The organism is Schaalia odontolytica (assembly GCF_009730335.1).
In the GTDB taxonomy this organism is placed as follows: domain Bacteria; phylum Actinomycetota; class Actinomycetes; order Actinomycetales; family Actinomycetaceae; genus Pauljensenia; species Pauljensenia dentiphila.
Genome location: NZ_CP046315.1, coordinates 648,432 through 674,198, shown reverse-complemented (window position 1 = coordinate 674,198; position 25,767 = coordinate 648,432). Strand labels below are relative to the sequence as shown.

Here is a 25,767-nt window from a genome sequence, read left to right as displayed (position 1 = left end):
TCGGCCATGCAAGCCGACCACCGCCGCGTGCGGCATGACACGGAGAGGGAACCGAGAAGGGCCACAGGCAGGCAGCGCGGCATTAACGAGCACCCCACTGCGAACACTCCACGAGGGACGACACCCCTACTTCTCTGAACGCACGCATCCGCACCAGCCACCCACGAGCCCGGATAAACGACCGCGCCGCGAGCCCGAAGGCCCGCGGCGCGGCATCAGCAGCTGAGAGGTCCCCTATTGGGCGCGTCGCGCGTCCAGGACGGCATCCAGGTCCAGGGCGACGGCCTGATCGGCGACGACCTCGGCGGTGGAGCGGGCGCCCACCTGGGCGGTCTGTGCGATCGGGCGCGCCGGGACGGCGGCGGCGATGCGCGGGATGCCGCGCAGGTCGGTGTCGGCGTGGACAATGCGTCCGCGCACGCGCTCGCGCGACGCGTATGTCGGAGCGGGGATCGGCGCGACGGTCCATGCGCGGGCCGGGGTGTCAGCGACCTCGACGACCTCGGGCACCTCGACATTAAAGACGAGGGAGGGGACGGAGCCGGTCTGGGGTTCCGTGGCCTCGACTACCTCGGAAACCTCCTCCGAAATGGAAGACGAAGCCTGAGTATCCGCAGGAGCGGCAGCGGTGGGACGCCCAGCGCCGCGCACGTCGCCGCGAAGCTTGGTCAGCAGCTCAAGTTCACGTTCGGAGGCGCGCTGGGAGCGCACGGCGGCGACGCGGGAGGTAGCCAGCGACGCGACGAGCGCGGCTGCCGGGATGGCGATCCATACCCACGCGATGGAGGTCGCTGCGATCACGATGCCGAGCACGACGGTCGCGAGCGCACACACGCCGGTGACGACCATGCGGCGGCGGCCAGCGGCGCTTTCGGCGGCGAGACGGGCGGCGCGACGGGCACGCAGCTTCGCGATCTCACGGACCGCCTTGTTGTTGCGACGGTCGATAACGGGACGCGTGCGCCCCGTGGTGCCCTGGTGCATGCTGCCTCCGCTCGTCAATGCGCCCCGCGCCAGGATGGTTCCGCTGGCGTGGTCGCATGTGTCTAATTCTGGCTCATTCGTGTGGATCATGCGCAGCCTCGGAGAGAAACGGTCAATTTCTCGAGACTGAACGATTGCTGTCCTGCGTGCAACGAGCGACGGTACCGTCGCGATGAGCGCGACGAATATCGCTGCAATGACGAGTCCACCAATCTCCACCCTCACAAAGTACGGGCGTTTGTGACGCTGCGCTTTGTGCGATGGGCGCGTGTCGGGCTCTCAAACCTCTCGGTAAAAAGAGAAGTAACCACAGGTGTCACACCTGTAACATTTGCCCCACATGCACCGTTCAGCAAGCAAAGAAAGCCTCTGACTCAGTCGATCGCCGAACTCCCCCACCGACGTCGCACGAGGCCACCCTCAGGCAGGGACTCAGCATCAATAAAGAACGCGATATGGTCCGCCCACTGCCCACCGATGTGCATAAAGCGCGGACGCAGCCCTTCCTCCACGAGGCCGAGGCCTCGGCACACGCCCAGGGAACGCTCATTCTCGGGACGCACGCACACCTCGACGCGATGCAGCCCCAACTCGCCGACGACGAGGTCGAGAACGAGCGCCGCTACCAGGGATCCCAGACCTCGCCCCGACCATTCGGAGACGATCCAGTAGCCAAGCATGCCCGTCGACATCGCACCCCAGTGCACGTTGGAGATGGAGAACTGGCCGACGAAACGCCCATCGATCTGGACGCCGAAGATCAGGCCTGTCCCCTCGCGATGGTCTCGATCAGCGCGACGCATGTACTGCGAAAACGTCGGAATGTGTTCGAGCGTGTCCGGGGGCAGGGTCGCCTCCCACGGGCGCAGCCAGTGCCCGTCGGTGCGGCGCACGGCGTCGAGCGTGCGATGCTCCTCGCCGTGCACGGGGCGCACGACAAGCTCGTGCGGGCGCGGATTCAGCTCGGTGCCACTGCGCAGGAAGTCGCGGCCGACCGGGTCGGCCACGCGCAGCGTGAGCATCTCAATGTCGCGGCCCCACACGCGCGGGGAGCGACGGAACAGATGCCTCATTCGAGAACCAGGCACTGCAGGCGGTCACCCGCGCGCACCGTCGTCACGTCCTCGGGGACGACCGCGAGAGCGTTGGAATCCGCGAGCGCGGACAGCAACAGCGAGGCCGGGGTGCCCATGACGGCAGCGTTGTAGCCGGAGCGGGGGGAGCCGGTGAGGCGCACGCGCACGAACTCGCGGCGGCCTCGCGGAGAGTACCAGGAGCGGTCGATGGCGGCGCGCACGACGGGGCGGTTGACGGCGGTCCAGCCCTGCATGTGGCGCAGCGCGGGGCGGACGAACACCTCGAAGCAGACCTGGGCGGAGACGGGGTCGCCGGGAAGGCAGACGATGGGCGTGCCGGGCTGGCCGTCCTCGGCGCCGACGGTACCCACACCCATGATGTGGCCGGGCCAGGCGGCGACGTTGTCGAAGCGGACCGTTCCGAGCGCACCGAGGACCTCACGGACGGTGTCGCCGCTGCCGTAGGAGATGCCACCGGTCGTCAGGATCAGGTCCGCGCGGACCAGCTGATCTTCGATGGTCTCGCGCAGGCGAGCACGCTCGTCCGGGACGGCGGCGACACGGAAGGTCTGTGCACCGGCGTCAGCGACCGCCGTCGACAGGGCGTGACCGTTCGCGTCGAAGACGGTGCCGGGGCGGGCCTCGCCGCCGGGCTCGACGATCTCGTCACCGATCGAAATGATGACGACGCGCGGGCGCGGGTGGACCAGCACGCGGTCGCGGCCCACGCCGGCGAGGAGCGCCATCTGGCGGGCACCGATACGAGTACCCGAACGCAGGACCGTGTCGCCCTGCGCAACATCCTCCGCGCGGCGGCGAATGTTCTCCCCATTGGCGGGGGCGGTACGCAGGGCGACCTGGGCGATGCCGTGATCCGTGAACTCGAGGGAGACCACGGCCTCGGCGCCGGAGGGCATGGGCGCGCCGGACGCGATGCGGATCGCGGTGCCGGGCACGAGGGCCGCCGGGTCGACGGCGCCAGCGCGGATCTCCTCGGTGACGGGAAGCGTCACCGGCGACTCCAGGGTGGCTCCCTCACAGTCACGGATGCGAACGGCGTATCCGTCGCACGCCGACAGGTCGGCGACCGGGAGGTTGAAGGGGGCCTGCACGTCCTCTGCGAGCACGCAGCTGACCGCGTCAGCGAGCTGAACGTCAAGCGGCGGCAGCGCGTGGGCAACGGCCATGCAGTCCTGGTAGAAGTCGGCAACGCTTCGCATAGTTGTTAGTCCTCGAGCTTGGAGCGCAGGAACTCCTTGAGTTCCGCTCCAAGCGCCGGGTCCTCAAGGGCGAGCGTGACGTTAGCTTCGAGGTAGCCGAGTTTGTCCCCGGTGTCGAAGCGTCGCTCGTCGATGACTACACCGTACAACCCTCCACCCTCTTCTTCGGGGAGGTCGATCATGCGCGCGTACCCATCTGTGAGCTGATACTCACCACCGGCGCCCGGTTCGATATTCTCGAGGGCCGTGAACACGGCCGGGTCGAGCAGGTAGCGACCGACGACCGCGTACTCGGACTTGACCTCTTCGAGCGGGGGCTTCTCGGTGACGTCGGTGATGCGCATGAGCTGGCCTTCTTCGAGGTCGACGCCCTCGGGAATCGGCAGGACCTCGACGGCGGTCGACGCGTAGGCGGTGGCCTGCTCAGGGGTGACCTTCAGCAGGGCGACGACGGTGCCGCCCAGGGCGCCTCGCACCTGGATCATCTTGCGCAGCAGCTGCGATCCGGGCTCCATGAGATCGTCGGGCAGCAGGACCGCGCAGGGGGCGTCGCCCACGTGGGACTTGGCCTGCAGGATCGCGTGACCGAGCCCGAGGGGGTGGCCCTGGCGCACGGAGTGGACGCGCGCGTACTTCTTGTACTCGTTGACGTATTCGAGGGCCTTCTCCTTGCCGGCCTTCTCCAGGTCGGCCTCGAGGCCGGGTTCGGCGTCGAAGTAGTCTTCGATCGACTGCTTGCCGGCGCGGGTCACGAAGAGGATGTCTTCGATGCCGGCATCCGTGGCCTCGCGCACGATGTACTCGATCGAGGGACGGTCGACGACGGGCAACATTTCCTTGGGCACGGACTTCGTGATAGGCAGGAAGCGGGTTCCGCGACCGGCCGAGGGAACGACAGCGTGCACTACTGGCTGGTTTTTATCTGACATACTTCACAGAGTAGCGAAGAAAACGCCCGAGAGGGAGACGATGGACACAAAAACAACTCTCCGCGCGGAGGTGCGTAGCAGGCGCCGCGCCCGGCGCGCGGGCACGTCCACGGTCGAGGCCCCGTTAGCCACAGAATTCAACCAGTCCCCGATCCCGGTGCGCGACCGCGCCGAAGCGGAAGGGCTCGCTCACCAGATTCGCACCCTAGCCTCGTCGATGGGCGCAGTCACCCTGCCCGCACTGTTCGTCCCCACCCCCCTCGAACCCGACATGTCCCTTGCGCTCGGGCTGTTTGAACGTGCGCTCCTCCCGGTCCTCCTCGACGAGGCCGGGGCTCCCCTCGGCGCACCGCGCTGGGGACTGTGGGAGCCGGGCCAGGCGTTGGTGACGCTCGGGCGACCACCCGCTCAGCCGAGCGGTGAGGTGCTGGGCGCGGAGTCGCTCAAGGAGGCCGATCTGATCGTCATTCCGGGGCTCGCTGCGTCCGCGGACGGGACTCGCCTCGGCCAGGGAGGAGGCTGGTACGACCGCGCGCTCACGCACCGCTCCCCCGGCACCCCGGTCGTTGCGGTGATTTTCGACGATGAGGTACTGGAGGCCGAGATAATTCCTGCGGAGCCTCACGACGTTCCCGTCGACGGAATTGTGACGCCGACACGGACGATCGCAGTAAACCTCCGATAAGCCTTTTTCGGGGTTTTTCCTGTTAAGCACAACGCCAGCACCCGTTTGTCACATACCTCTCACAGCGGACTTTTCGGCCTAAATCCGCACCTCACTGACCGAATTACAAAAATGCGATGAAGATTACCTCCTAAGCACTGTCGTGCGACCTTAGTCCACACTAGGGTGAGGGGCTGTGAAGGAGCGCCAGCAGGGAGCGCGCTCCCCGGCGGCACAAAGCCGCCACGCCGAGACTTTCGGCAGTTCAGACTTGCCGGCTCACCCGGCCGCTCTCACAGGAGACAACATGATCCAGGGATTCAAGGAATTCATCTCTCGCGGTAACGTCGTCGAGCTCGCCGTCGGTGTCATCATCGGTGCCGCCTTCAAGAACATCGTCGACGCCCTCGTCGACGGCATCATCAACCCCCTCATCGCCGCAGTCATCGGCAAGCCCGACTTCTCGGACGCCTTCATCCTCACCCTCAACGGCACCGACGTGAAGTTCGGCGTCCTGATCTCCGCGGTCATCAACTTCCTGCTCATGGCCATCGCGCTCTACCTGTGCATCATCGTCCCGATGAACGCCCTCAACGAGCGCATGAAGAAGCAGGCCGCCGCCGATGAGGCCGAGGCCGAGGCCAACAAGGAAGAGAGCGACGAGGTTAAGCTCCTCACCGAGATCCGCGACGCCCTCGCCCAGGGCACGCCGCGCCACTGAGCATCTGATCCCTCCTCGTGAGGGACGAAGGCGGGGCCGATGCTTGTCGCATCGGCCCCGCCTTTTTGTATCAGCACAACACGAGAGCGCCGCTCCAGCGAAGAACACTCGCGCTCACGCACCAACCCCCTACGCCCGCACCTGCGCGTGCGGCGGGACGTTCTCAAGCAGCTGCGCGTCGTTGGCGCCGTCGCCCCGGTCGGGGGCATCAGCCATGGAACCGGGGCGCGTGTCCTCGGGGCGCACGCGATCCTCCCAGGAGGGCGGCAGGCCCTCCTCGATAAGGCGGCGGTCTACGTCGGACACGTAGCGGGCGACGCGGCGACGCTTACGCGGCGTCGTCTCACTCATCGGAGGAGTCCTCCAGCTGCGCGTCATCGGAGGCCGAAGCCTCGTCAGATTCCTGCGCGCTGGCCGCGGGCTTCGTGCGGCGCACGACGTTGCCTAGGACCGCGTCGGACTGGAAGCCGCGTCGGGTGATACCCAGGGCCTCGCGCAGCTCTTCGGCGGTCTCCAGGTCGGTGCGCTCGACGCCGTCGGAACGCACCCAGGCGGCCATCTCGTCGAGCTGGTCGTCGGAGTAGGCGGCCAGCGGCAGGCCCTTGGCGATCGCGGGGCGAGGCCCACGGTTCTCCTCGGAGGCGCGCTCCTTGCGCTTGATCGCCAGCAGCATGCCGGTGGTGTCCTCGTCGGCCTTCTTGCGGCGCTTGGATTCCTCGTCGAGGCCGTCGTCCAGCATCGGCATGCGCGGGGCCGAGGCGTCCGAGGAGTCCTCAGCCTCGTCCGCCCCCTCGTCACCGTCACCGGAGGAAGCCTCTTCCGCGCGCTCTTCGACGCGCTCGTCCGCGGCCTCGTCATCGGCGATGCGTTCGGGGACCTCGACGACGGGCTCGTCGTCGGTGGCGCGCAGCTTCTCAAGCGCATCCAGGAGGGCATCGACGACGAGCGATGCCTCCTTGTCGGGGTCGATAAACAGCGGCATCGACAGGGCGGTGTAGACCGCCCAGCCCTGGGCTTCGAGCCAGCGGGGACGGGCGCGGTCGCGCACGCGCTGGCTGGGTTCCGCCAGGTACTCCTCGTCATCCGTGAGCACCGCGAGGAGCAGGCGCCCCGGAGACTCCGGGTGACCGATCGCGAGCGGGATCCGCATGCCGCCGGGGATACCGACGTTCGCGACAACCTCGAGGCCGCGCGAGTACAGGCGCTCGGCAAGGTCGACGAGCAGGCGATCCGGTTCACCGGCCAGGACGGGCCAGGCGTCCATGCCCTCGCCCGCGTGGCCTTCAGCAATCTCCAGGAGGTCGACGAGCATACGCGAGCCCTCGTGGCCCAGGCGGTCACGGTCAATCTCCGCGCTGTGCAGGGCGGAGACAAGCGTCAGGTCGCCGCGCACGACGCGCAGGACCTCGGCGAGCGCATCCGCGCCCTCCTCGCTCGACAGGACGCCGAAGTCGTGAATGACCCGCCCGTGCGGGGTCTTCGCGAACCCAACGGACAGGATGAGCGATTCGCGGGTCAAGCCAGCCACCTGATCGGGGCCGACGACAACGAAGGGTTCCGGGGTCGCGGGATCGAAGAACGAGGCCAGGCCGGGCTCGTCGGCCTTCACGCTCTCCAGGGCCTCGCGGATACGCTGCGTGTGCCGCTCGGACAGGGCGACGACCGCGAGGGAACGCTCCGGGGCCTCGACCGCGTGTTCGATGACGGCGTCGACAACTGCGCGCACCTCGGCGGCGGTCGATTCGATCGCGTGCGCACCGGGCGCGGGCATGCCCGTCGCCTCCACCCAGCGGGCGGACACGGGCGCGTTCGCGGCGGTCCACGGGACGGGGATACCGGCGTGCTCGTAGCCGTAGCGGGCGAGCAGCAGGGCGACTTGATCGTTGAGGCGGCGCGGACCGGGCTCGACGCGCACGACCGGCAGGACGCCCGCCAGCTCGCGGGTCGCGCCGCTTTCCGAGGCGCCGGTCAGATCGTCGATCACAACCAGCTGGTGGCCACGCGCGATGATGGGTGCCAGCTCGGCGAGCGGCAGGCCGTCAGCGCCGTCCAGGACAACGACGTCGACGGTACGTCCCGTCGGCGCAAGGGCCGGAACCATCGCGGGCACCGTCATGAGGACGGGCAGCAGGTGGCGCACGAGCGGGTACGACGTGAGCAGGTCCAGGTCGGAGGGAGCCGTTCCGTCGGCGAGCAGGTCGTGCAGCTCCTCGTACTGGCTGGGTCGGGCCGCCAGGGCGTTCGTGCGGATTCGGCGCACGCCCGTGATGGCCTGCGGGATGAGCGAAGCCACTTGAGCCTCATCAAGCTCGCACCCCTCACGCGCCAGGTCCTCGAGGGAGGCAGGGTCCACCCCGCCGAGCGCGGGCTGGGAGGCGAGCATGGCGCGCAGCAGCGAGGCCCACCACGCAAGATCGAGCTCGGTATCGATCGCGGCGTCTTCGACCTCGCGATCGGCGAGGTCCTGGGCGAGCTTGTCGAGGCCGTGAGCGGCCAGGCGCTCACGCATCTGAAGGCGCGCGGGCACCTCGCGAGCGGCGGACGTGTCGCCGGCCCAGCGTTCGATGAGGGTCGTCAGGCGCTGCAGGTGGGTGCCCACCAGGTCCGGCTCCTCCGCCGCGAACACGGGGGCGATGGCGTCAAGGTCATCACGCACGGCATCCGTCAGGGCCGAAATCTCGCCGATCTTCGCGGGGAGGATGGGCCACGAGTCGTCGCCGCAGACCGCGCACCACGCGTCGCGGCGCTCCTGGACGCGAATGAGGGCACGGTGCAGGTCGGGAACGTGCACGCCCGGGCGCACGAGGTCCTGGGCCTGCTTGACGAGGCGGTTGCGCTCGGAGCGGCCCATCGAAATATCGTGGTCCTTGCGCCACTGCTTGGGCGCGGTTGCGATCACCATATCGGCGGCGCTGCGTTCGAACACGCGGGGCAGGAATACGTCGAGGAGGTCGGCGATGCCGTCGAACATGGCGAGCTGGCGGTCCCACTGGGCGAGCGTGCCGGCGGGCTTGATGCCGGCCTCGCCGGCGACGGTCGCGATGCGCACGCGCAGCTCGGGCAGGGTCTTGGAGAGGCGGTCGACGCGCAGCAGCACGTCGGAGGCCTGTTCGTCGGAGGTCAGGACGGCGTTGCCCCACGCGGAGGAGGCGGAGCCCTTGAGGGTCCCAGACGCCAGGGCCTCACGCAGTAGGGCGCGGGCGCTCTCACCCTGATCGACCGCAATCTCGTAGAGGGTCTTTTCGTCCAGACGCACGCGGGTCGTGGGCGCATTCTCGCCGCTCGTTAGGTCCGTGAGAGCACGCAGCGCGTCGGCCGCACACACGCCGAAGCGGCCGTAGGGCTGGTGGAGCTCGGCCACGTACGAGGCCAATTGGCCGCGCACCTGACGCAGGCGGGCACGCATCTCGTCAACGCTTGCCTGGTCAACGACGGGCGAGGTGTCCTCCATTGCGGCGCTCACGCGCGCGGCGAGGGTCTTACGCGCGTCGGAATAGCCATCGATGTTGGCGACGATGTCGGCGAGGCCCAGATCGGCCAGGCGCGTGTAGGCGGCGATCGAACGTGACGGGGAGGTCGACACGTGCAGGACCGACCGACCAGTGGCGGCCGCGTCCGCGAGGATGGCCGCGACGACGGAGGCGTCGTCGCTGTGCGCGGGGATGTCGATGAAGACACTTCGACCGCCGGAGGCGGCCTCGACCGCGTCCTGCTGGGAGGGAATCAGGTCGCCGACGCCCTTTTCTGCCCACGGGTCACGGTCGGCGGGGTTGGGGACCGGAGCCTCGGAGCGCAGGTCGTTGCGCGCGTCCTGGTCGCCCGCGAGCGCGCGGATCACCTGAGAGTCCTCGAGGGCTGTCACGTCCTCGGCCAGGCTGGCGGCGAGGGCGCCGGCCGGGTGGCAGAACAGGCCAATGACGAGGTCGTCGCGGACCTCGAAGCGGGGCAGGGCGGCGCAGGCATCGCGCAGGGCGGCCATCGCCTGGGAGGAGGAGAACCCGTGGGCTCCGCTGGCCTGGGCGAGGATCGTGTCCCCGTCCACGTCGAGGCCGTGGCTGCGCAGTGCCTCGGCCAGTTCGGGAGCGAGCAGGCCGCCGCGTCCGAGCGCGATGAGCACGTCGTCGTCGCGACGCACGAGGCGCACGGGGCGCAGCAGGGCGGGGACGGTGACGGCGTCGGTTCCGTTGCGCCACGAGGCCGTGCCGATTCCCAGGTGGATGGGGCCTGTGCCGTGCGCGGAGGCACGCTGCTCGGAGCGTGCGATGATGGACCGGGCGCGCTCGAGGGCGCGGCCCAGGGCGATGGGTTCGCGGATGAGGAGGCTCAGGCGTACGGGGTGTTCCGTGTAGAGCTGGGCGAGGCCTCCGGGGTGCGCGCCGGACAGGGACAGCGTCGGCAGAGACGTGGAGTCTGCGGCGATGTCCTGGTCGAGACGTGAGCGCCACTTCTCGCGCGCAGAGCCGACGAGGGTGGTCGGGTGCGTCGAGGTGGACGAAGCCTCGGGGGCCTCGGGCTCAGGGGCGGAACGGCGCGAAAAGATACTAGGAACCACGTTTTAACCCTACGGCAGCACCGCCCTATTGTGTGACGCGGCGCGCCCGGAGGAGGTCGACAACGGAAATGGTCACAACGGCGCCGACGATGAGGGCCATACCGGCGATGTCGATGCCCGTGTAGGAGCTTCCCATGACGAGGGCGGAAAAGGCGGTCGCGGCGATGGGCTCGAGGCTCCCAATGAGCGAGGCCTTGACGGGCCCAATGCGGTCCACGCCCCACAGGAAGGCGGTGGAGGCGACGGCGGTGCCGAGGACGACGGTGCTGAACATAGCGAGCACGACGTCGGGCGTCCAGGTGATGTGGAAACGCCACACTCGACCGACCAGGCCGACGCACGCACCGGCGATCAGGAGGCCGTATGCCACGACGACGTCCGCGCCATAGGCCGCAATAAGCCGAGCGGGCAGCAGTGTGTATGTCGCGAGCGTGAGCGCAGCGACGGCTCCCCAGGCGAGCGCGGTGGGCGTGATAACGAGGGAGTCCAGCGACCCGTGCGTGCACAGCAGGAAGGTGCCGGTCACGGCGAGGACGATGGCGATCACCTCGGAGGCACGCGGCCATCGCCTGTGGGTGAGACACACCCAGACGACGATGAGGATGAGGCCCAGGTACTCAAGGACGGTGCCGGTGCCCGCGTTCGAGGCGCGAATCACCCCCATGTAGGTGATCTGACAGGCCGCGAGCCCAAAAACCGCGTAGATCACAAGGTCTCGTCAGTTGCGAGATGAGGACACCAATTCTCGATGACGAGCGGATACCCCGCGCGAGCGCGCGAGAACGTAAACGAGGGCGAGGATGCCCGAGACGAACATACGGAAGAAACTGATGAGGGTCAGCTCGATGCCGTGATGCTCCATGAGGTAGTCGGCGGAGACGCCGGAGGCGCCCCAACACAGGGCGGCCACGACGGTCACGAGATACCCAAGGGCGTTGCGCATAGCGTCCTTCTACTGTGCCCCCGAGACGATTCGAACGTCCGACACCCGCTTTAGGAGAGCGGTGCTCTATCCCCTGAGCTACGAGGGCGTGACAAGTTGTCCGCGCCCACTGTAGCAAAGTGCGCGCACCGCTGCCCTGCGTCGCCGTGCGGGGAGCCTCACCCCGGCGAATATTCGCCTCCACACACGGACGAGGCCGGGGTACCCACGCTTCGGACCCCGGCCTCGTGAACGTATGCGATTAACGGCGCTCCCATTCGGTGTGCACGGCCGTTCCCGCATCCCCGAGGTGAGCGGAGGGAACGATCATGATCGGGCAGGTCGAGTGACCGAGCACCGTCTGCGACGTAGAACCGAGGAGCACACCGGCCAGCCCTCCGCGCCCGCGGGTGCCGACGACCACCAGGTCGACCGCGGTGGAGAACTCGATGAGCAGCGATGCCGCTGAGCCGTCGAGGGCGTGGCGGGAGACGTGCATGTCATCGCCATCCAGGGCGGCGGCGATCGCGGCGTCCATTCCCTCGCGCACCTGCGCGAGCAGGGCCGAGTGATCGACGCCCGTGGGGGTCCACGTCATGACGGACGGGCCCACCGCGATCGGCACGGCGGACACCGCGGTCAGGCGCGCATCCCACAGGCGGGCCTCGCCGATCGCGCGCTTGAGCGCGCACGAGGGCTGATCGGTGCCGTCGATACCGACGACGACGCGCTCGACGGGCGTGAATTTCTTGCCCGAGGTGTGGCGGGGAACGACGACGACGGGGCACTTCGCGTGGGCTGGCAGAGCCGACGAAACGGTACCGAGGAGACGATCAGCGAATCCGCCACCGCCGCGGGAACCGACAACGATCATGTCCACCTCGGCGGAGAAGTCGATGAGCACCCCCGCCGGGTCTCCGGGCTCAGTCGAACCGGAGACATGCGTCGCTCCGCGTTCGCGAGCCAGGGCCTTCGCCTCCTCGACGACCTGTTCGGCGCCCGCCTTCAGGGCCTCATCGTCGAGAACGGCGTATCCGCCGTCCAGGGCGGCCGCTGAGTACGAGGCCAGCGCGTAGGTGCACAGGCAATGGATACGCGCTCCGGTGCGCGCGCCGCGATCAGCGGCCCATTTGACGGCGGCAAGGCTCTCCGTCGAGCCATCGACACCGACCAGAATGACTTCGGTAGAACTCATGATGTCCTCCTCGTGGTGGCAGTCACTTATATTGTGCCGCATTTTAACGATCCGCGAAAGCCCAACCCGAGCACAAACAGCGATCCCCGCAGCCCGTAGGGGCTGCGGGGATCATCAGCTATGTATCGCAGGCTCAGTAGCGCACGTAGGTGGCGCCAGGGCGGACCGGCGAGACCTGGGAGAGACGGCCGGGCACCGTGGCCTCAACCATCTGGCCACCGCCGATGTAGATGGCGACGTGACCGGGGTAGGACACGATGTCGCCAGGCTGCGGGTCGGACACGATGGTACCGCCAGCGGCCTGAGCGGACGAGGAGTGTGGCAGGTTGATGCCGGCAGCCGCGTACGCGTACTTGACCAGGCCGGAGCAGTCGAGGCCACCGAGGGTCTCGCCACCGTAGACGTAGGGGATACCGGTCAGGCCGAGGGCGACGGGGACGATGTCACCGCCGGCCGCGTTCAGGGTGGCCTGACGAGCGGAGGTGTCGGAGGTCGCGTCGGAACGGGTCTCCGAGCGGGAAGCAGCCGAGTCGGACTGATCGGCGGCGGGGGTCGCGGCGGCGGGGGTCGGCGCGGGAGCCTCAGCGGTCGCAGAAGCGGTGACGTCCTCTTCAGCGGTCCACTCGATGTCCGGAACCTCAACGGTGGTCACGTCATCGACGGCGACGGTCGTCGTGTTAAGGTCAGCGCTCTGCGGCTCAGACTGGGGGGTCGCCGGGGCGGCGTTCGCAACGCCGGCGGCAATCGCGGTCAGCGCAACACCGGCGGCCGACGCGAAAGCGATCGGACGAGCGGTGCCGGAAACGTTCACACCCTCGACCACGGAATCGGTCAGCGGGCGACGTGCCATGCGGTGACGCGGAGCAGGCTTAATAGTCTTCACTCATATTCTCCCTGTTTCCCTGCGAGGTTAGCTGTCGGGTTCGGACGGGAGGTCCGGCTCGGCGTGCGAGCTTCACCCCAAGGCTCAAGGAGCCACATCTGGGTTCCCCGCGTGAGACGATTTTTCCGCTCCATTCGTCGTCTCACTTCGGGTTCCGAATGGGCGGGTGGTCTGATGACCGACAGCAACTATACCTTGATCACCCGACCAATGTCACGTTCTGGTAACAGTGACAATCCTCATCGTTACCATTCCGTGACATTTGCGTCCCGCGATCTCAGGAAAAACCCCGTCCCCTCACACGTTTCGCGATTCGAGACACACCCCGTAGACGACAAAAGCCGGGGCTTATCGCCCCGGCCTCGTCAATCGTCAGCGCTCACTCATCCCGCACGAAAAGGTGCGCGGCCAGCGCCATCGGGATCGTCAGGTAACCGCGAACCTCGCCGGCCTCGTCGAGAGCGGCGACACGCACGACGTCACCGTGCGCAGAGAGGCCCACTCGCGCACCCGAACGCAGGCCCAGCTCATCGAAGGAGGCAAGCAGCTCCGCGTCCGCCTGAATCGGCTCGCCAATGCGCGCCAGCGTGAGCGCCCCCGCCTCGAGCGAACGCACCGCCAGCTCGGCAGAATAGGCGCCCTCCAGCGGTGCACAGCCAGGCATAGGGTTGCCGTAGGGGTCCACGCACGTATTGCTGAGCAGCTCCTCCAGGCGTGCCTCGACGGCGTCGCTCATCACGTGTTCCCAGCGGCACGCCTCGTCGTGCACCTGCGCCCAGTCCATGCCAATCACGTCGAGGAGGAGACGCTCGGCCAGGCGATGCTTACGCAGCACCTCGGTGGCGCGCGCCCGGCCAGTGTCAGTCAGCTCGAGGCGACGATCGCCCATGACATGCAGCAGGCCATCGCGCTCCATGCGCGCGACCGTCTGCGAGACCGTCGGGCCGGAGTGCCCCAGGCGGTCGACGATGCGCGCACGCAGGGGGGTGACCCCATCCTCCTCGAGCTCAAGGATGGTCTTGAGGTACATCTCGGTGGTGTCGATCAGGTCTGCCACGTCGGCCTCCTTCATCAGGTAGGTGATAAACACAGAATAGGGTCACCTTCCTTCCCGCAAGAGCAACGACGCGTTGATGCGGAAAAACGGGCGTGTCGGCGTGGGGGCCCTCACGATAATTCGATTAATGAACGTGATGGAAATACCCTGCCCGAGAAGACTAGTCTGTTGCCATGGTGGCTTTCCCCGACATCCCCCAGGCCCTCCTCCCCGCTGACGGACGCTTCGGCTGCGGCCCCTCCAAGGTGCGCGCCGCACAGATTGAGGCGCTCTCCGCCCCTCTCCTCATGGGCACCTCCCACCGCGCAGCCCCCGTGCGAGACGTGGTTGCCTCGCTGAAGGACGGGCTGCGTGCCCTTCTGTCGGTCCCCAGCGACTACGAGGTCGTCCTGGGCAACGGCGGCGCCTCCGCATTCTGGGACGTGGCCTGCGCGTGCCTCATCTCTTCGCGCGCGACGTTCGGCTCCTGGGGCGCATTCGGCGCAAAGTTCGCCTCCGAGGCCGTCCACGCACCTCACCTCACCGCCCCCCTCATTGACGAGGCCGCACACGGATCTCTCGTCACCGTCTCCCCGCGCGGGGCTTCAGAGGGCATCGACGTCTACGCCTACCCCCACAACGAGACCTCCACCGGCGTCACCTCCCCCGTCTACCGGGTCGAGGCGCCCGACGCGCTCACCCTCGTGGACGGCACGTCGATCGCGGGGGCTGCACCCGTCGACCTGACCCAGGTCGACGCCTACTATTTCTCCCTCCAAAAGGCCCTCGGGTCCGACGGCGGCCTATGGGTCGCGGTCCTCTCCCCCGCCGCCGTCGAGCGCGCCCGCCGCGTCGAGGAGAGCACCGACGGGCGATGGGTCCCACAGTTCCTCTCCCTGTCCGCAGCCATCGACAACTCGCGCAAGGACCAGACGCTCAACACTCCCGCGCTCGCAACGATCGTGATGGCGGAGCGTCAGGTCCGCTGGCTCCTCGAGCGCGGCGGGATGGACGCGGTGAGCGCACACTGCACCCAGGCCTCGTCCCTCATCTACGACTGGGCCGAAGCGAACCTGGCCGCACGCCCCTTCGTGGACAACCCGGCGTGGCGCTCCCCCGTGACCGCCACGATCGAGATCAACGAGGCCGCGAGCGCCTCCGAGCTGGCCGCGCACCTGCGCGCGCGGGGGATCGTCGACATCGGTGCCTACCGCGGCGTGGGCACCAACCAGCTGCGCATCGGCACGTGGCCGAGCGTTGAGATCGAGGACGTGGAGGCACTCCTCGCCTGTATCGACTACTGCCTGGAGCGCGCGCTCTAGTCTCTCGCCGGGGAGATCAGAGCGGGTCGACCGAGCGCCGCGGCGCGTCCGCGGAGGAATCCGCCTCGATGCCCACCCACGGCAACGAGCGGCGGCGCACGACACGCCCCTTCCAGTGGATCATCGCCCACGCTCCGCAGATAAGCGCGATGCCGAGGGAGGCGATGCCGCCGACCAGGATGGACCAGCGCGCGCCGAACGTCGTGCCCACCCATCCGATGAGCGGCGACCCAATCGGCGTCGCTCCGAGGAACACGAGGGAGTACAGGGCCATGACGCGCCCGCGCTTGTCGGGATCGGTGCGCGTCTGCACGAGGGCGCTCGCGCTCGTGTTCATCGTGAGCATGCCGAAACCCGTCGGGATCGACAGGAGCGCGAACCACCAGTAGGAGGGCGACAGGGCCAGGAGAATCTCGGCGGTCCCGTAGAAGGCGGCGCCGATGAGGATGATGCGCAGGCGGGGAGCGCGGCGGGCGGCGCCCGTGGAGCCGAGGATCGACCCCACCGCCATGAACGTTGAGAGGATGCCAAAAGAGCCGGCGGCCTTTCCGAACACCGTCGTCGCCATGAGGGCGCTCGTCATCTGAAAGTTCATACCCAGCGCGCTCACAACGAAGATCAGCGCGAGGATGATGCGAATGTCGGTGCGGCTGTGCACGTACGCGACGGACTCGCGCAGCTGCCCCGGGGCGCTCGGCACGAGGGTGCGCGGATAGAGCTGGTCTCCGCGCATGAGGGCCAGCGCGATGACGGGCGCCATGAACATCACGGCATCGATGAGGAAGACCGGACCAATCCCCCACCAGTCGATGAAGAAGCCCGCAGAGGCCGGGCCAATCAGGCGGGCGGTATGGAAGGCGGTAGCGTTCAGGGCAACGGCGTTCGCCATCTTCTCGTGGGGCACGAGCTCACCCACGAAGGCCTGACGCGCCGGGGTATCGACGGCGGAGATCGTCCCCGAGATGAACGCGAGGACGTACTGGTGCCAGAGCTCGCCCGTCCCCGTCAGGACGACGATACCGATGATGAGGGACACGAGGCCGACGCCGACCTGCGTGCACTGCAGGAGGCGACGCCCCGGGATGCGATCCGCGAGGACCCCCGCCCACGCGGAGAACAGGATGATGGGGAGGAACTGAAGCGCCGTCACGAGGCCAACCTGCGACGCGTCATGATCGGTGAGGACCGTCAGGACGTACCAATCCTGGGCGACGCGCTGGAGCCACACGCCCGTCGATGCAATGAGGGAGGCGACGAACCAGTACCGGTAGTTCACGTAGCGCATGGATGCAAACGTTGCCGACATGCCGTTCCTCCTACTCTCACTTCGCGCACTGGACGAGGCAGGGGCTGGCGGCGCTGACCGGCCCCCATCGGTGCACCTTCCCAGGATACGACCGCCCCGCCGGAGGAAGGCTCCGGCGGGGCGGGAAGCGCGTGAAGCGTGACGAATCAGCCGACGCCGAGGAGGCGCTGAATCGGGCCCATCAGGAAGTAGATGATGAACAGACCGGCGACCAGCCACATGAGCGGGTGCACCTTGGCGGCCTTGCCCTTGACGAGCTGGATGACCGTATAGGTCACGAAGCCCACGCCGATGCCGACGGACACGGAGTAACCGAAGGGCATGAAGGCGATCGTCATGAAGGCGGGGATCGCAACCTCCGGCGAATCCCAGTCGATGCCGGTCACCTGGGTCATCATGAGGAAGCCGACGAACACGAGGGCCGTGGAGGCAGCCTCGGTCGGCACCAGCTCAACGAGGGGTGCCAGGAAGGTCGACAGCAGGAACAGGATGCCGGTGACTACGGAGGCCAGGCCGGTACGAGCACCCTCGGCAACACCCGAAGCGGACTCGACGTAAGAGGTGTTCGAGGAGACGCCGCCGACGCCGCCGGCCACCGCGGCCAGGGAGTCGACGATCAGGATCTGGCGGGTCTTGGGCGGGTTGCCGTCCTTGTCCAGCAGGTTACCCTCGGCGCCGACGGCCACCATGGTGCCCATCGTGTCGAAGAAGTCCGCGAGCATGAGCGAGAAGACCAGCAGGATCACGGAGACGACACCGAGCTTGCCGAAGCCACCGAAGAGATCCACCTTGCCGAGCGTGTCGAAGATGGGAACCGCGATCGGGGAGCCCTTGAGCTCTGGGACGGTCTGGCCCCAGCCGGTCGGGTTGGTGTCGGAGATGCGATCGATGTGGGCGAAGGCCTGAACGATGACTGCGAGGATCGTGGAGGCAATGATCGAGATCAGCACCGCGCCCTTCACCTTGCGCACGTAGAGGATCATCATGAGGAACAGGCCGAACACGAAGACGAGGGCCGGCCAGCCGTCGAGCGAGCCCGAGATGCCGAACTGGACGGGGGTCGCGCCGGTACGCACGATGCCCGCGTTCACGAGGCCGATGAGCGCCACGAAGAGGCCCAGGCCCACCGTGATAGCAGTCTTGAGGGCGGCGGGAACCGCACGGAAAACGGCCTCGCGGAAGCCCGTGAGGACGAGCAGGAAGATGAGGATACCTTCCCAGGCGATGATGCCCATGGCCTCGCCATAGCTGAGGCCGGCACCGAGGACCAGGGTGAAGGCGACGACCGCGTTGAGGCCGAGGCCTGCGGCGAGCGCCAGGGGGTAGTTCGCGACAACACCCATGAGGATCGTCATGATGCCCGCGACGAGCGCGGTGCCGGCTGCGATGCCCTGGGTCGTGATGGAGCCGTCTTCAGGAACGGCATTGCCCAGGATCGCCGGGTTGACGACCAGGATGTATGCCATCGCGAAGAAGGTGACAATTCCACCGCGGATTTCGTGACTAATAGTCGAGCCACGCTCGGAAATCTGGAAGAACGAATCAAGTGACTGTGCGAAGCCGCCGTGGGACGGGGCGGTCTTTTCTTGTGTGCTCACCGGATAATCGTGCCTGTTCGGCCGCCCGCATGCAAACAAACTCACCATTTGCCCACTTGCTGAGAAAGCACCCGGCACTCAGTCCCGAGTACTTTCTGTCAGTTTATAGCGGAAGGAAACGTCAGCCTTCCGGTTCTTCACCCGTCGGTGCCTCGGCCTGGGCGGACGTCACTTCGGCGACCGCTGCCTCGTCCTTCTTCGCCTCGTTCGATGCGCGCGGCATCGGCTCGGCGTCGAGTGCCCCCTCGTTCACGCGCGAGGGACGCACGGGCCATGCGGTGCCGTTCTTGGGCACGTCGGTCTCCGAGTGGGAGCCGCACGTGTGGTCGAGAGAGACCACGGCGCCGTCGTCGGTCGCCCATTCGTTCGCACACACGCCAAACATCGTGCGCATGTCGCCGCCCATCTTCACGAGGAAGCCGCACGTCGAACACGTGTTACGCGGGCGACGCCCGGACTTCGGGCCGCGCTCCGACTCGTACCAGCGCTTCGCGGCCTGGCTGTGCCCTTCCGGCGAGAGCACGCGCACCCTCCCTAAGCCGAGCTCTCGCACGACCGGCAGGTCCGGGTCCACGCTCGTGTCCTCGAAGCTCTGCACAAGACGCTCATCGTCCGCCTTGTAAGGCAAGACGTCGTCGCGAGAAATATCCGAGGGACGCAGGCGATCCTCCCACGGAACCCACGCGGGGGCCAGAAGCGCACCCTCACGAGGGGTCATACCAACTTCACACACGGTGGCGACGCGTCCGCGCGGCACGCGGGCAACGGTCACGGCCCAGCACCAGCCCACGTAACCCGCGTCGGTCGACGCGAAGTAGTGGGTAGCCAGGCGCTCCGACACCATCTCGAATCCGACGTGCTCGCCGACGGGACGCGGGTGCGCGACAGCCTCAGCACCGGCGCGCGCGACGTCGACGGCGGCCTCGAGGACGGCGTCCTTCTTCACTGCCCGCAGGCGGGCACTCGTCTTAGGCATCAAATTCCTCTGCGACGGCGCGCAGCACCTTCGCGATCTTGGTCGCATTGTCCGGATAGGAACCGCGGCGCAGCGCGGCGCTCGACGAGTCGAGGAGCTTAATCAGGTCCTCGACGACGGGCACCATCGCCTGCGGCTTGCGGCGCTTGGCTCGGGCAACGGAAGCTGTCTCCTTCAGGAAACGCACACTCAGAGCCTGCGGTCCCTTTCGTCCGTCGGCCACCGAATACTCCACGCGAGCACCCACTCGCGGGTTAGCGTGGTCGGCCGGCAGCGCGGACGAGTGGAGGAAGACATCAGCGCCGTCATCTCCCGCAATGAAGCCAAAACCGCGATCTGCGTCGAAGAACCTCACTTTACCGGTGGGCATGGTCCCCTCCTTCTCTCAATAGTCTGAAAGCCTATATAGGCTCTCCCTATCATAGGGCCCTCTTCCTCCGCGCGCGTGGAAGCGGCCGACGCCTGTAGCGAACAGCACCGCTCCCCCATTACCTCTGAGCTTTCACGTAGACTGACCCCACGGAAACAATCACCGACGCCGCGGTGCATCAGACGCTAGACGCACACGGCGCACATGGTGTATGTTGACCTGTTCGCCACATCGCAGGAGGACCCCGTGACACGAATCCGCCGTTTCAGCCTCATCGCTGTTCTCACAGCGATACTGCTTGCACTGGGCCTTCCCGCGCTCGCAGCATCGCCCATGTCCATCAGCGATTCGGTCACCGATCCCGACGGCTGGCTCTCCAGCGCCGACCGCTCATCCATTGAGTCCGCGACGAGCAGGGCCGTCTCCTCGGGCAAACCCGTCAAGGTCGTCGTCGTCGCAAACTTCTCGGGCACGGACGCAGACTCCTGGTGCAAGCAGACCGTCGAGCGCTCCTCCCTGACCAACGGCACCGTCGTCTACGTCATCGCGTACTCGCAGCGCCGTGACGCGGCGTGCTCCTACAACGGCCCCTCGAGTTCCTCTCTCCAGAGCGCCGTGCGCGCATCCGAGGGCCAGTTGACGCCCAATCCTCTCACGTCTTCCGCCGTCGCCAACGGTGTCAACTCATTCGTCAATGCCCTCGTGAGCGGTACGTCCAGTTCGGGTTCCAGTTCCACTGGCTCGAGTTACTCGAGCAACGCCGGCGCGACCAACGACGACACCGGATCACTTTTCGGCATGTTCGTCATGTTCCTGCTGCTCGTGGGTGGCGTCATTGCCGTCGCCATCGGAGTTGCGCGCTCGTCGCGGCGCAACAGGCTCGCGGCCCAGCAGGCCGCACAGGTCGATGCCCAGAGCGCGGCGCGTGCCGCTCAGGAAGCGAATCGACAGCTCCTGTCCGCAGATGAGCAGGTGCGTACCGCGACGGACGAACTCAACTACGCACGTGCACAGTTCGGCCTGAGCTCCACGGACGAATTCGCCCGAGCCATCGAAGCTGGTAAGGCGGCGGTCTCGCGTGGCTTCAGCGCCCAGGGGCAGATGAACTCCGCGACCCTGCCCGCCGAACAGCTCCGCCTGGCGACCGCGATCATGCGGGATCTGGGTGCCAACATGAACCCGCTCAGCGCCATCCAGGCGTCGTTCGCAACGAAGCGCGCCGAGCAGGCCTCGCTCCCCGAACGAATCGCCGAGGCCCGCGAGCGCCTCGCGGAAGAGCTGACGGATCTGGAGCGCGCGAAGTCCGAGCTGGCCAGCATCTCGGCGCTCTACCCTGCGCAGATGCTCGCCTCCCTTCAGGACAACCCGGAGCAGGCCTCGGCGCTCCTCACCTCCGCGCGCACCGCGCTCGACACCGCAGAAGCATCCGCGTCCACCGATCGCGCGCACGCCGCGAGCGCCCTCGACACCGCCCTGCGTGCACTGACGATGGCCAACCACCAGACCGACGCGATCTTCTCGGCGAAGTCCGACTTGGACGCAATCCGCGATCGCCTCGTCGCGGCGATCAGCTCGATTTCGTCGGACATCACCGATGTCAACGAATTGCACACGGATCCGGCTGTGTTTAACCCGATGGTGGCCGACGCTCACGCGGCCATCGCCGAGGCCCAGGCGGCCTTGGCGAACACGGGCGATCCGCTCGCGGCCCTCGAGCACCTGCGCATGTCCGAGGCCACCCTGGACGCGGCACTCGAGCCGCTGCGCACCAAGGAGGAGGCCTACGAGAAGGCTCGCACGGCCGCCGAGGCGCAGATTTCGCTGGCAGAGTCCGCCGTCACCCAGGCCCAGCGCTACGTGCAGGGCCGACGTGGAGCCATCGGTCTGGATCTGCGTTCAACCCTGAACAACGCCGAGACGGCCCTGAGCACCGCTCAGCGCTCACTCGAGGATGATCCCGAGGCCGCGTCGACGCACGCGATGAACGCACGCGCCCTCGCGGACAGCGTCATGGCGACCCCCATCCAGAACTTCGGCGGGTCGTGGGGGCAGCCCACCACGGGCAACGGGTCCTACACGGGCTCGTCCCTGGGCGACTTCCTCCTGTGGTCGACGCTGTTCTCGAATTCTGGTTCGCACCACCGAGATGACTTCGACCCCTTCCACAGCGGCTCCAGCTCGTCCGGATCCGGCTGGTCCTTCGCTTCCGGCGGCGGCTCCGACTGGGGCTCGAGCTCGAGCAGCTCCGACTGGGGTTCGGGCGGCTGGTCCTCCGCCTCCGGCAGCTTCTGAGTTTTGTTCCACCCGTGAGGCCCCCGACAATCGGTATTTGCGGGCCTCACAGTGCCGCCATGGCCTCGGGAAACATAAGCGAGTCCGTCACAGCTCGGCATATTTCCTCGTAAACTAAGAACGATCGCACAGCGGCACCGCACCACACAGTGTGTTGTCGGCGCTATCGAGCCACACAGCAGCGGTTTATCGCTTCACCGACGAGCAGGAGGCACCGTGTCACGGACCTGACGCCTGGGCTTCGCAGCCATCACGATGCTCGCGTTGCTGGTCGGCGGCGCCCCGGCGTACGCGACCGAGCCGCTCACCACGAGCGGACACGTCACCGATCCCGACGGCTTCCTGAGCGCCGATGAGCGCGCCCACCTTGAGAGTGATGCAGAATCACTGCGCTCCACCTACGGCGTGATTATCGACGCAGTCGTTGTCCCTAATTTCTCCGACCAGAAACCGTCCGTTTGGTGCCAGGCCACCCTCGAGAAATCACGGACTGCAGAAAAAGGCATCCTCTACGTTGTTTCCTACGAGGATGGCACAGACACCTATTGCGCAGATGCACAATTTGCTCGAAACCTGACAACGGACCCGTCCCTCAAGCGCACTTTCGACGACGCCCTGGCGAACGCTCGAAACAACTACACATCGAGCCCATTGACCAGCGACGCGGTGAGCGCCGGCATCAGCTCATTTATCAGCGATATAGACACCACCTCCTACATTCACGCACATGTGAATCGCTACAACATCACGACGCAGCAAGGGCAGGACAGTAGAAACGAGGACTATACAACCCACCGCATGATCGCTTGGGTCATCGCGATCGGACTGTTCGTCTTCTTCCTTTTTCTCGAGCTGCGCGCCAAGCTGCGCGAACAAGAGCAAGACGACGGACGAGGCACGAGATCCGCGGACCTCACCCCTCTCGTCGACCCCGTGAGGCGAGAAGCCTTGAGGGTCGCCGCGGAGGCACGGCGACGCCTGTCGGAGGCCGAGGAACAGGTGCGCGCCGCGGAAGAGGACTGGAACTTCGCTCGCGCCCAGTTCGGTAGTGCTGCGGCTGAGGAGTACGGACGTCGCCTCGAGGCGGCGAAGGCAGCTGTTGCGCGCGGCCTCGACACACACAAACAGATCGAGCAAACCCCTGATTCCCACGCCAAGCGACGCCTCGCCACAACAATCACGGAGGATCTCGACAAGAACCTGGCGCCCCTGCGCGATGCTCGCAAGGAGTTTGCCGCACAGCGCGAGAAGCGCTCATCGCTTCCCACGCAGCTTGCCGACGCTCGCGAACGTCTCGTCGAAGAGCTCGCCGATCTGGAGCGCTCGAAGGAAGAACTCTCCAGCATCGCGGGCCTCTACCCCGAGTCCATGCTCGCTTCCCTCCAGGACAATCCGCAGCGCGCGAAACAGCTGCTGGAGTCCGCTCGCGCGGCGTTGGAGACGGCCGGCGCACATCTCGACACCGATGCCACCCGCGCAGCATCCGCGCTGGATACCGCCCAGCGCGCACTAACCATGGCCAATGCGCAGACGGATGCAATCTTCTCCGCGAAGACCGATCTTGACGAGTTCCGGAAGCGGCTCACCGTTTCCATCGGATCCGTGTCCGCCGCCCTGTCGGACATAAAGCAGCACGATTCCTCCGACGCTTTCTCTCCCCTTCTGGACGAGGCCGAGGCCGCAATCACCAGGGGACAGCGCGCGCTAGTCAGCGACGAGGATCCCCTCGGTGCGCTCGAAAACCTTCGCGACGTGGAGCTCCGAATGGATGCGATCCTCGCTCCACTCATGACTCAGAAATAAGTTAAGCGCAAGGCGAAAGGTACCGCCCAGCGCCATATTCGTGACGCTGATGCCACCGTCGCCTGGGCTCGCAAGTACTGAAGGACCACGAGGGTACGGCACTGTTCGACGTGAACAAGCTGATGAGCGAAGCCGACCAGGCAATGACCGAAGCGCGCGCAGCCCACGACGAAGATCCCCTAGATGAATTTGTAAGAACCTTCCGCATTGAAAACGAACAGGATGTTAAAACTCAGCTGATTTCAGGGAATTACTTTTAGGTACTTTCAATGTCAGGATTTTAAAATGGGGTAAAAGCGAGACAATAACTAATGACTCCCATTTGGTTCTAAAATCTACGATACCTACGGAAGTTGATAGACGAATAATAGCCAAATTTAGTTTAGAAGAACCCCCAGTAAGGCACGGAATATTGTTTAGTACGTGTAACCCAGAAAGAAATAAAATGACTAGCTATAGCTAGAGTAAAAATGGTTGCAATACTCAACACTGTTATAGGATTAGAAGCGAAAAGCAAAGAGAGAATCAAGGCAGCCAGATAGAGTGTCGCTTGAGCACTGTAGTAACTTCTCGGATAGCGAAGATAGTTTTTGTTATAGGGCCCATTTGCTAGGACAGCAGCTTGGAAGAGGCCAATTCCGATATAAAAGAAGCTGATTGCAACGAGAAGATTAGCCTCGGGGTTCAGGAGATAACCCATCGAAACTGTCATCAACATAAGCCCGATGAAAATAGGATAGTGACTATAAATTACAAATAATCCCTTTTGACTGGATTCTTCATCAATAGCATGGTCAAATTCGCCAAAATAAAACAAGAACAGGGAAAGCATGATAACGAAATTGAGAACCGAATAAATCGAGAAATTCTCAACTGTAAAGAAGCTGACTAGCCCAATAACCATTTCTCCAAACGTAATAATGACAAGAAGGGAGACGCGCTCGATTAAATGGGGAAGATTTACCTGGAAACGCTCATCTTTAGTAATCAAGAAAATTGGCACAATAAATGTTAGCAGAATACTAGCAATAAAGACATAGACTCCAACGTGAATTGGAAAAAGGGCTGCCAGATAGACTCCTAAGCATTGTAGACCTGTTAACCATAGAAAACCTTTAATGCTTTCCCGATCAGCATTATCGGTTGATCCTCTAAAAAACTGAACCAAATATTGAAAAAATAAGGTAAGGGTTAATGTGCCAACAGCCCAACAGGTATAATAGTACCATTGCTGCCAATTGTATCCAATCATATTGGATATAAAGAGCATAAGTCCCATGTTGATAAACATGATTACCATGTTAAATAACGAGTTTGTTCCATAGCGATTGGTATAAATGGTTTGAATCATCCAGGAATTGATGATAACCATGACAGAGATGAAGAAATCAAGTAAAGAATCCCAAGCCACAACACCGCCATGAAGAGGGTGAATTAAAGCAGTTGCTTTTGAAATTGCAAAAACAAACACTAGGTCATAAAATAGTTCTGAAAATTCGACACGTTTATGCTGAATAAGAGTTGCCACCTTAAGACCTTTCTATCGTAGAGCTGCAAGTTATCATAACATACATTTTAGAACATAGTGCAACAAATAAACTCATAGTGTTTCAATATAAAAGTGAGATAATCCTCACTTATTATTAAATCTAATAGCTCCTTGTTTTCAATCAAGAGCTCTAATGGAGATTTTCTCTCGCTACAATAAAACCATGTTCATTTTGGTTACGAAATGTCCTTTTCTGAGAAGTTGAATCAACATATAACTCTCTTCTAACTCAATCTCTTCACTAATTCCAAATAGTTAGGTTGAAGTTGCATTAAAACATTCTGCTATATTATCCATGATTTACAAAGGTAGGATAGCCATTTTGTATTTCGTAATCAGAGATGGACTATTTACTGATTCCTACACCGT

At 64.9% G+C, this 25,767-nt stretch carries 22 protein-coding genes, 1 tRNA gene and 1 riboswitch; of the genes, 6 read left to right on the top strand and 17 right to left on the bottom strand.

Features of this window, described 5'->3' with window-relative positions; all coding sequences use genetic code 11:
• Nucleotides 1-234: 234 nt before the first annotated feature.
• From FOC40_RS02930 to FOC40_RS02915, 4 genes are all read right to left on the bottom strand, one after another.
• Entirely contained in the window at nt 235-984 is a 750-nt protein-coding gene (locus FOC40_RS02930; protein WP_231126053.1) for a hypothetical protein, read from the bottom strand.
• Nucleotides 985-1,358: 374 nt separating this feature from the next.
• Nucleotides 1,359-2,057, bottom strand: a complete 699-nt coding sequence (locus FOC40_RS02925; protein ID WP_003795691.1) for a GNAT family N-acetyltransferase — start codon at nt 2,055-2,057, stop codon at nt 1,359-1,361.
• The gene (gene glp / locus FOC40_RS02920; protein ID WP_003790664.1) at nt 2,054-3,280 is read right to left on the bottom strand and encodes a gephyrin-like molybdotransferase Glp; all 1,227 of its coding nucleotides are present in this window, start codon (nt 3,278-3,280) and stop codon (nt 2,054-2,056) included. The genes FOC40_RS02925 and glp overlap by 4 nt, the downstream gene beginning before the upstream one ends.
• A 5-nt stretch (nt 3,281-3,285) precedes the next feature.
• A complete protein-coding gene (locus FOC40_RS02915; RefSeq protein WP_016460371.1) occupies nt 3,286-4,209 on the bottom strand; it encodes a UTP--glucose-1-phosphate uridylyltransferase in 924 nt (307 codons plus the stop codon).
• 40 nt (nt 4,210-4,249) lie between these two features.
• Between FOC40_RS02915 and FOC40_RS02910 the strand changes: the two genes are divergently transcribed.
• Nucleotides 4,250-4,894, top strand: a complete 645-nt coding sequence (locus tag FOC40_RS02910; RefSeq protein ID WP_003795694.1) for a 5-formyltetrahydrofolate cyclo-ligase — start codon at nt 4,250-4,252, stop codon at nt 4,892-4,894.
• Nucleotides 4,895-5,180: 286 nt separating this feature from the next.
• Nucleotides 5,181-5,594, top strand: coding sequence for a large conductance mechanosensitive channel protein MscL (gene mscL / locus FOC40_RS02905; RefSeq protein WP_003795695.1), 414 nt, complete (start codon nt 5,181-5,183; stop codon nt 5,592-5,594).
• Between the two features lie 129 nt (nt 5,595-5,723).
• Here mscL and FOC40_RS02900 read toward each other — a convergent pair whose 3' ends face one another.
• The 8 genes from FOC40_RS02900 to FOC40_RS02870 all read right to left on the bottom strand — a co-directional run bounded on the left by FOC40_RS02900 (nt 5,724) and on the right by FOC40_RS02870 (nt 14,203).
• Nucleotides 5,724-5,945, bottom strand: coding sequence for a hypothetical protein (locus FOC40_RS02900; RefSeq protein ID WP_003795697.1), 222 nt, complete (start codon nt 5,943-5,945; stop codon nt 5,724-5,726).
• Nucleotides 5,938-10,146, bottom strand: a complete 4,209-nt coding sequence (locus tag FOC40_RS02895; RefSeq protein WP_003795698.1) for a hypothetical protein — start codon at nt 10,144-10,146, stop codon at nt 5,938-5,940. Before FOC40_RS02895 ends, FOC40_RS02900 begins: the two co-directional genes overlap by 8 nt.
• Before the next feature lie 25 nt (nt 10,147-10,171).
• Complete coding sequence (locus FOC40_RS02890; RefSeq protein ID WP_003795700.1) at nt 10,172-10,855, bottom strand: DMT family transporter; 684 nt, start codon at nt 10,853-10,855, stop codon at nt 10,172-10,174.
• A 9-nt stretch (nt 10,856-10,864) separates the two neighbouring features.
• Entirely contained in the window at nt 10,865-11,089 is a 225-nt protein-coding gene (locus tag FOC40_RS10650) for an EamA family transporter (RefSeq protein ID WP_003795702.1), read from the bottom strand.
• A 15-nt stretch (nt 11,090-11,104) separates the two neighbouring features.
• Nucleotides 11,105-11,177 (bottom strand) — tRNA-Arg (locus FOC40_RS02885).
• Nucleotides 11,178-11,330: 153 nt separating this feature from the next.
• Nucleotides 11,331-12,263: a universal stress protein gene (locus tag FOC40_RS02880; protein ID WP_039929470.1), complete on the bottom strand. Its 933-nt coding sequence runs from the start codon at nt 12,261-12,263 to the stop codon at nt 11,331-11,333.
• Nucleotides 12,264-12,396: 133 nt separating this feature from the next.
• The gene (locus FOC40_RS02875; RefSeq protein ID WP_331251209.1) at nt 12,397-13,146 is read right to left on the bottom strand and encodes a C40 family peptidase; all 750 of its coding nucleotides are present in this window, start codon (nt 13,144-13,146) and stop codon (nt 12,397-12,399) included.
• 2 nt (nt 13,147-13,148) lie between these two features.
• Nucleotides 13,149-13,301, bottom strand: a riboswitch (cyclic di-AMP (ydaO/yuaA leader).
• Nucleotides 13,302-13,525: 224 nt separating this feature from the next.
• Nucleotides 13,526-14,203, bottom strand: coding sequence for a metal-dependent transcriptional regulator (locus FOC40_RS02870; RefSeq protein WP_039929589.1), 678 nt, complete (start codon nt 14,201-14,203; stop codon nt 13,526-13,528).
• Between the two features lie 173 nt (nt 14,204-14,376).
• Between FOC40_RS02870 and serC the strand changes: the two genes are divergently transcribed.
• Nucleotides 14,377-15,504: a phosphoserine transaminase gene (gene serC, locus FOC40_RS02865; protein ID WP_003795711.1), complete on the top strand. Its 1,128-nt coding sequence runs from the start codon at nt 14,377-14,379 to the stop codon at nt 15,502-15,504.
• A gap of 16 nt (nt 15,505-15,520) precedes the next feature.
• On the opposite strand, the gene FOC40_RS02860 is transcribed toward serC, so the two are convergent.
• From FOC40_RS02860 to FOC40_RS02845, 4 genes are all read right to left on the bottom strand, one after another.
• Complete coding sequence (locus FOC40_RS02860; protein ID WP_039929474.1) at nt 15,521-16,810, bottom strand: MFS transporter; 1,290 nt, start codon at nt 16,808-16,810, stop codon at nt 15,521-15,523.
• Nucleotides 16,811-16,956: 146 nt separating this feature from the next.
• Complete coding sequence (locus FOC40_RS02855) at nt 16,957-18,408, bottom strand: NCS2 family permease (RefSeq protein WP_039929476.1); 1,452 nt, start codon at nt 18,406-18,408, stop codon at nt 16,957-16,959.
• A gap of 121 nt (nt 18,409-18,529) precedes the next feature.
• Nucleotides 18,530-19,384, bottom strand: a complete 855-nt coding sequence (locus FOC40_RS02850) for a DUF3027 domain-containing protein (RefSeq protein ID WP_003795718.1) — start codon at nt 19,382-19,384, stop codon at nt 18,530-18,532.
• The gene (locus FOC40_RS02845) at nt 19,377-19,754 is read right to left on the bottom strand and encodes a cold-shock protein (RefSeq protein ID WP_003790694.1); all 378 of its coding nucleotides are present in this window, start codon (nt 19,752-19,754) and stop codon (nt 19,377-19,379) included. The genes FOC40_RS02850 and FOC40_RS02845 overlap by 8 nt, the downstream gene beginning before the upstream one ends.
• A 204-nt stretch (nt 19,755-19,958) precedes the next feature.
• Here FOC40_RS02845 and FOC40_RS02840 point away from each other — a divergent pair, with 204 nt between their 5' ends.
• The 3 genes from FOC40_RS02840 to FOC40_RS10645 all read left to right on the top strand — a co-directional run bounded on the left by FOC40_RS02840 (nt 19,959) and on the right by FOC40_RS10645 (nt 24,109).
• The gene (locus FOC40_RS02840; protein WP_003795720.1) at nt 19,959-22,046 is read left to right on the top strand and encodes a hypothetical protein; all 2,088 of its coding nucleotides are present in this window, start codon (nt 19,959-19,961) and stop codon (nt 22,044-22,046) included.
• Nucleotides 22,047-22,301: 255 nt separating this feature from the next.
• Nucleotides 22,302-23,849, top strand: coding sequence for a TPM domain-containing protein (locus FOC40_RS02835; protein ID WP_003795722.1), 1,548 nt, complete (start codon nt 22,302-22,304; stop codon nt 23,847-23,849).
• 110 nt (nt 23,850-23,959) lie between these two features.
• Nucleotides 23,960-24,109 (top strand): hypothetical protein, encoded by a 150-nt coding sequence (locus FOC40_RS10645; RefSeq protein ID WP_003795724.1) that lies wholly within the window; start codon nt 23,960-23,962, stop codon nt 24,107-24,109.
• Between the two features lie 122 nt (nt 24,110-24,231).
• On the opposite strand, the gene FOC40_RS02830 is transcribed toward FOC40_RS10645, so the two are convergent.
• Nucleotides 24,232-25,377 (bottom strand): low temperature requirement protein A, encoded by a 1,146-nt coding sequence (locus FOC40_RS02830; RefSeq protein ID WP_039929478.1) that lies wholly within the window; start codon nt 25,375-25,377, stop codon nt 24,232-24,234.
• Nucleotides 25,378-25,767: the final 390 nt, after the last annotated feature.

Coding starts and splice junctions, on each gene's coding strand:
- FOC40_RS02900 (WP_003795697.1), bottom strand. CDS start 5,945: ATGAGTGAGACGACGCCGCGTAAGCGTCGCCGCGTCGCCCGCTACGTG.
- FOC40_RS02860 (WP_039929474.1), bottom strand. CDS start 16,810: ATGTCGGCAACGTTTGCATCCATGCGCTACGTGAACTACCGGTACTGG.
- FOC40_RS02840 (WP_003795720.1), top strand. CDS start 19,959: ATGGTGTATGTTGACCTGTTCGCCACATCGCAGGAGGACCCCGTGACA.
- FOC40_RS02835 (WP_003795722.1), top strand. CDS start 22,302: ATGCTCGCGTTGCTGGTCGGCGGCGCCCCGGCGTACGCGACCGAGCCG.
- FOC40_RS02910 (WP_003795694.1), top strand. CDS start 4,250: ATGGACACAAAAACAACTCTCCGCGCGGAGGTGCGTAGCAGGCGCCGC.
- FOC40_RS02930 (WP_231126053.1), bottom strand. CDS start 984: ATGCACCAGGGCACCACGGGGCGCACGCGTCCCGTTATCGACCGTCGC.
- mscL (WP_003795695.1), top strand. CDS start 5,181: ATGATCCAGGGATTCAAGGAATTCATCTCTCGCGGTAACGTCGTCGAG.
- serC (WP_003795711.1), top strand. CDS start 14,377: ATGGTGGCTTTCCCCGACATCCCCCAGGCCCTCCTCCCCGCTGACGGA.
- FOC40_RS02845 (WP_003790694.1), bottom strand. CDS start 19,754: ATGCCCACCGGTAAAGTGAGGTTCTTCGACGCAGATCGCGGTTTTGGC.
- FOC40_RS02915 (WP_016460371.1), bottom strand. CDS start 4,209: ATGTCAGATAAAAACCAGCCAGTAGTGCACGCTGTCGTTCCCTCGGCC.
- FOC40_RS02880 (WP_039929470.1), bottom strand. CDS start 12,263: ATGAGTTCTACCGAAGTCATTCTGGTCGGTGTCGATGGCTCGACGGAG.
- FOC40_RS02850 (WP_003795718.1), bottom strand. CDS start 19,384: ATGCCTAAGACGAGTGCCCGCCTGCGGGCAGTGAAGAAGGACGCCGTC.
- FOC40_RS02925 (WP_003795691.1), bottom strand. CDS start 2,057: ATGAGGCATCTGTTCCGTCGCTCCCCGCGCGTGTGGGGCCGCGACATT.
- glp (WP_003790664.1), bottom strand. CDS start 3,280: ATGCGAAGCGTTGCCGACTTCTACCAGGACTGCATGGCCGTTGCCCAC.
- FOC40_RS10650 (WP_003795702.1), bottom strand. CDS start 11,089: ATGCGCAACGCCCTTGGGTATCTCGTGACCGTCGTGGCCGCCCTGTGT.